Origin of the sequence: Neisseria perflava (assembly GCF_024170405.1) — a bacterium.
Taxonomy (GTDB): domain Bacteria; phylum Pseudomonadota; class Gammaproteobacteria; order Burkholderiales; family Neisseriaceae; genus Neisseria; species Neisseria perflava_B.
The window spans coordinates 1-5,826 of sequence record NZ_JALJYC010000049.1 but is presented as its reverse complement, the minus strand read 5'-3'; the positions used below and the strand labels follow the sequence as shown (position 1 = coordinate 5,826).

The 5,826-nt window shown below is 49.2% G+C and carries 2 tRNA genes and 3 rRNA genes; all 5 read right to left on the bottom strand.

Annotated elements, in window-relative coordinates:
* Positions 1–161: 161 nt before the first annotated feature.
* The 5 genes from rrf to J2T37_RS11380 all read right to left on the bottom strand — a co-directional run bounded on the left by rrf (position 162) and on the right by J2T37_RS11380 (position 5,457).
* A 5S ribosomal RNA gene (rrf, locus tag J2T37_RS11400) occupies positions 162–275 on the bottom strand.
* Positions 276–376: 101 nt separating this feature from the next.
* Positions 377–3,268, bottom strand: a 23S ribosomal RNA gene (locus J2T37_RS11395).
* Positions 3,269–3,651: 383 nt separating this feature from the next.
* Positions 3,652–3,727, bottom strand: a tRNA-Ala gene (locus tag J2T37_RS11390).
* Positions 3,728–3,738: 11 nt separating this feature from the next.
* Positions 3,739–3,815 (bottom strand) — tRNA-Ile (locus tag J2T37_RS11385).
* A gap of 101 nt (positions 3,816–3,916) precedes the next feature.
* Positions 3,917–5,457: ribosomal RNA gene (locus J2T37_RS11380) — 16S ribosomal RNA — on the bottom strand.
* The 16S, 23S and 5S rRNA genes sit together here with 2 tRNA genes alongside, the layout of an rRNA operon.
* Positions 5,458–5,826: the final 369 nt, after the last annotated feature.

Sequence of the window (5,826 nt, the reverse complement as noted above, 5' to 3'; positions counted from 1 at the left end):
GCACAACGGTTTTCATCATAATCCTGACAGTTTCCTTATTTACCATCACTAACCGTATCCTATCCGCAACACCCCTTCCTACTGCACACACTCTAAACACCCTCAATACGCACCCAAAGTAAAAGCCCCCGATACTCACGTATCAGGGGCTTAGAATGGGTGTTTGGCAGTGACCTACTTTCACATGGAAGAACCACACTATCATCGGCGCTGAGTCGTTTCACGGTCCTGTTCGGGATGGGAAGGCGTGGGACCAACTCGCTATGGCCGCCAAACTTAAACTGTACAAATCGGTAAAGCCGCTTTTTTTTAATCAACTGTTTTGGTGATGATTGAATCATCAGTAAGCTTTTATCATCGAAGTTCTTCAAATGATAGAGTCAAGCCTCACGAGCAATTAGTATCGGTTAGCTTCACGCATTGCTGCGCTTCCACACCCGACCTATCAACGTCCTGGTCTCGAACGACTCTTTAGGAGGATTAAATCCTCAGGGAAGTCTCATCTTCAGGCGAGTTTCGCGCTTAGATGCTTTCAGCGCTTATCTCTTCCGAACTTAGCTACCCGGCTATGCCACTGGCGTGACAACCGGTACACCAGAGGTTCGTCCACTCCGGTCCTCTCGTACTAGGAGCAGCCCCCGTCAAACTTCCAACGCCCACTGCAGATAGGGACCAAACTGTCTCACGACGTTTTAAACCCAGCTCACGTACCACTTTAAATGGCGAACAGCCATACCCTTGGGACCGACTACAGCCCCAGGATGTGATGAGCCGACATCGAGGTGCCAAACTCCGCCGTCGATATGAACTCTTGGGCGGAATCAGCCTGTTATCCCCGGAGTACCTTTTATCCGTTGAGCGATGGCCCTTCCATTCAGAACCACCGGATCACTATGTCCTGCTTTCGCACCTGCTCGACTTGTCGGTCTCGCAGTTAAGCTACCTTTTGCCATTGCACTATCAGTCCGATTTCCGACCGGACCTAGGTAACCTTCGAACTCCTCCGTTACTCTTTGGGAGGAGACCGCCCCAGTCAAACTGCCTACCATGCACGGTCCCCGACCCGGATTACGGGTCTGGGTTAGAACCTCAAAGTCACCAGGGTGGTATTTCAAGGACGGCTCCACAGAAACTAGCGTCTCTGCTTCTTAGCCTCCCACCTATCCTACACAAGTGACTTCAAAGTCCAATGCAAAGCTACAGTAAAGGTTCACGGGGTCTTTCCGTCTAGCAGCGGGTAGATTGCATCTTCACAACCACTTCAACTTCGCTGAGTCTCAGGAGGAGACAGTGTGGCCATCGTTACGCCATTCGTGCGGGTCGGAACTTACCCGACAAGGAATTTCGCTACCTTAGGACCGTTATAGTTACGGCCGCCGTTTACTGGGGCTTCGATCCGATGCTCTCACATCTTCAATTAACCTTCCAGCACCGGGCAGGCGTCACACCCTATACGTCCACTTTCGTGTTAGCAGAGTGCTGTGTTTTTAATAAACAGTCGCAGCCACCTATTCTCTGCGACCCTCCAATGCTTACAGAGCAAGTCTTTCACATCGAAGGGCATACCTTCTCCCGAAGTTACGGTATCAATTTGCCGAGTTCCTTCTCCTGAGTTCTCTCAAGCGCCTTAGAATTCTCATCCTGCCCACCTGTGTCGGTTTGCGGTACGGTTCTGATTCAACTGAAGCTTAGTGGCTTTTCCTGGAAGCGTGGTATCGGTTACTTCGCGTCCTTGGACACTCGTCGTCACTTCTCGGTGTTATGAAGACCCGGATTTACCTAAGTCTTCCACCTACCGGCTTAAACAAACTATTCCAACAGTTTGCTAACCTAACCTTCTCCGTCCCCACATCGCATTGAATCAAAGTACAGGAATATTAACCTGTTTCCCATCGACTACGCATTTCTGCCTCGCCTTAGGGGCCGACTCACCCTACGCCGATGAACGTTGCGTAGGAAACCTTGGGCTTTCGGCGAGCGGGCTTTTCACCCGCTTTATCGCTACTCATGTCAACATTCGCACTTCTGATACCTCCAGCACACTTCTCAATGCACCTTCTTCGGCCTACAGAACGCTCCCCTACCATGCTAATAAATTAGCATCCGCAGCTTCGGTTATAGATTTGAGCCCCGTTACATCTTCCGCGCAGGACGACTCGACCAGTGAGCTATTACGCTTTCTTTAAATGATGGCTGCTTCTAAGCCAACATCCTGGCTGTCTGGGCCTTCCCACTTCGTTTACCACTTAATCTATCATTTGGGACCTTAGCTGGCGGTCTGGGTTGTTTCCCTCTTGACAACGGACGTTAGCACCCGCTGTCTGTCTCCCGAGGAGCAACTTGATGGTATTCTTAGTTTGCCATGGGTTGGTAAGTTGCAATAACCCCCTAGCCATAACAGTGCTTTACCCCCATCAGTCTCATACTCGAGGCACTACCTAAATAGTTTTCGGGGAGAACCAGCTATCTCCGAGTTTGTTTAGCCTTTCACCCCTATCCACAGCTCATCCCCGCATTTTGCAACATGCGTGGGTTCGGACCTCCAGTGCGTGTTACCGCACCTTCATCCTGGCCATGGATAGATCACTCGGTTTCGGGTCTACACCCAGCAACTATGCGCCCTATTAAGACTCGGTTTCCCTACGCCTCCCCTATCCGGTTAAGCTCGCTACTGAATGTAAGTCGTTGACCCATTATACAAAAGGTACGCAGTCACAGAACAAGTCCGCTCCCACTGTTTGTATGCATCAGGTTTCAGGTTCTATTTCACTCCCCTCCCGGGGTTCTTTTCGCCTTTCCCTCACGGTACTGGTTCACTATCGGTCGATGATGAGTATTTAGCCTTGGAGGATGGTCCCCCCATGTTCAGACAGGATTTCACGTGTCCCGCCCTACTTGTCGTATGCTTAGTACCACCTATGAAATTTCGAATACGGGGCTATCACCCACTATGGCCAAGCTTCCCAGCTTGTTCTTCTATCTCACCGGCTATCACATACAGGCTCCTCCGCGTTCGCTCGCCACTACTTGCGGAATCTCGGTTGATTTCTTTTCCTCCGGGTACTTAGATGGTTCAGTTCTCCGGGTTCGCTTCTCATATCCTATGTATTCAGATATGGATACTGCACTGAATGCAGTGGGTTTCCCCATTCGGACATCGCGGGATCATTGCTTTATTGCCAGCTCCCCCACGCTTTTCGCAGGCTTACACGTCCTTCGTCGCCTATCATCGCCAAGGCATCCACCTGATGCACTTATTCACTTGACTCTATCATTTCAAGAACCTCTTTGACTTAATCTGCTATTCCGTTGACTAGAATAGAGACTAGAAATTCATACTTTGATAAAGCTTACTGCTTTGTTGTGTGTTACTCCCGCCTTTTGTGTTTCAGGAGTAACTCGATACAATCATCACCCAAATACTGTGATTGGTTTGTTTTTGCTTTTTGCTTAACCTTACTTTTGCTCGGCCTCGCTTAAAGAGAATTTGAAACGATTGCAACCGCTTCTCTTTCCAATCCAATCAACATTGTCTTTGTTTGTTGATTTCGGCTTTCCAATTTGTTAAAGATCGATGCGTTGTTTTTAAACTTCGCAAATCAAAATGAGCTGCGCATTATAGCAGCTTACTTTAATTTGTAAAGTCTTTTTTGGTGGAGGCAAACGGGATCGAACCGATGACCCCCTGCTTGCAAAGCAGGTGCTCTACCAACTGAGCTATGCCCCCAGTATAGGTTTTGGTGGGTCTGGGAGGACTTGAACCTCCGACCCCACGCTTATCAAGCGTGTGCTCTAACCAGCTGAGCTACAAACCCAAGGTCGTGAACTCGGAAACTTTTAATCGCCTCTTCGTTCTTTGTCTTGCATCTTACAGTTTACCGATAAGTGTGAATGCGAAAGCCTCTTCTTTCTCTAGAAAGGAGGTGATCCAGCCGCAGGTTCCCCTACGGCTACCTTGTTACGACTTCACCCCAGTCATGAAGCATACCGTGGTAAGCGGACTCCTTGCGGTTATCCTACCTACTTCTGGTATCCCCCACTCCCATGGTGTGACGGGCGGTGTGTACAAGACCCGGGAACGTATTCACCGCAGTATGCTGACCTGCGATTACTAGCGATTCCGACTTCATGCACTCGAGTTGCAGAGTGCAATCCGGACTACGATCGGTTTTGTGAGATTGGCTCCACCTCGCGGCTTGGCTACCCTCTGTACCGACCATTGTATGACGTGTGAAGCCCTGGTCATAAGGGCCATGAGGACTTGACGTCATCCCCACCTTCCTCCGGCTTGTCACCGGCAGTCTCATTAGAGTGCCCAACTTAATGATGGCAACTAATGACAAGGGTTGCGCTCGTTGCGGGACTTAACCCAACATCTCACGACACGAGCTGACGACAGCCATGCAGCACCTGTGTTACGGCTCCCGAAGGCACTCCTCCGTCTCTGGAGGATTCCGTACATGTCAAGACCAGGTAAGGTTCTTCGCGTTGCATCGAATTAATCCACATCATCCACCGCTTGTGCGGGTCCCCGTCAATTCCTTTGAGTTTTAATCTTGCGACCGTACTCCCCAGGCGGTCAATTTCACGCGTTAGCTACGCTACTAAGCAATCTAGTTGCCCAACAGCTAATTGACATCGTTTAGGGCGTGGACTACCAGGGTATCTAATCCTGTTTGCTACCCACGCTTTCGAGCATGAACGTCAGTATTATCCCAGGGGGCTGCCTTCGCCATCGGTATTCCTCCACATCTCTACGCATTTCACTGCTACACGTGGAATTCTACCCCCCTCTGACATACTCTAGTCACCCAGTTCAGAACGCAGTTCCCAGGTTGAGCCCGGGGATTTCACATCCTGCTTAAATAACCGTCTGCGCTCGCTTTACGCCCAGTAATTCCGATTAACGCTCGCACCCTACGTATTACCGCGGCTGCTGGCACGTAGTTAGCCGGTGCTTATTCTTCAGGTACCGTCATGAGGCTCTGGTATTATCAAAACCCTTTTCTTCCCTGACAAAAGTACTTTACAACCCGAAGGCCTTCTTCATACACGCGGCATGGCTGGATCAGGCTTGCGCCCATTGTCCAAAATTCCCCACTGCTGCCTCCCGTAGGAGTCTGGGCCGTGTCTCAGTCCCAGTGTGGCGGATCATCCTCTCAGACCCGCTACTGATCGTCGCCTTGGTAGGCCTTTACCCCACCAACCAGCTAATCAGATATTGGCCGCTCGAATAACGCAAGGTCCAAAGATCCCCTGCTTTCCTCCTCAGAGCGTATGCGGTATTAGCTAATCTTTCGATTAGTTATCCCCCATTACTCGGTACGTTCCAATATATTACTCACCCGTTCGCCACTCGCCACCCAAGAAGCAAGCTTCTCTGTGCTGCCGTCCGACTTGCATGTGTAAAGCATGCCGCCAGCGTTCAATCTGAGCCAGGATCAAACTCTTATGTTTAATCTCTAACTTATTAACTTCTGGTCTGCTTCAAAGAAACCAACAAGAACATGTTTAACATATCTTGTCTGTCTTCTAAACAGTGTGAGGCTTCCGCACTCACACTTATCGGTAATCTGTTTGTTAAAGAACAAGAAAACGAATTATACACCATCAATCTAACTTGTCAACTAATTTTTCAGAAAGTTTTAAACACCTTATAAAACCATCCAATCAAAAATCAAAACATGCTATAATCAACAGTTCGTTTCGCTTCACCGCCTCAGCAGCGAAGAACCGAACTATACCCCCACCACCAAAACCCGTCAACTCAAAAACACTAAAAACTTCACAAAAATTTAACACTACTCTGTTTTATTTGAGAATTTT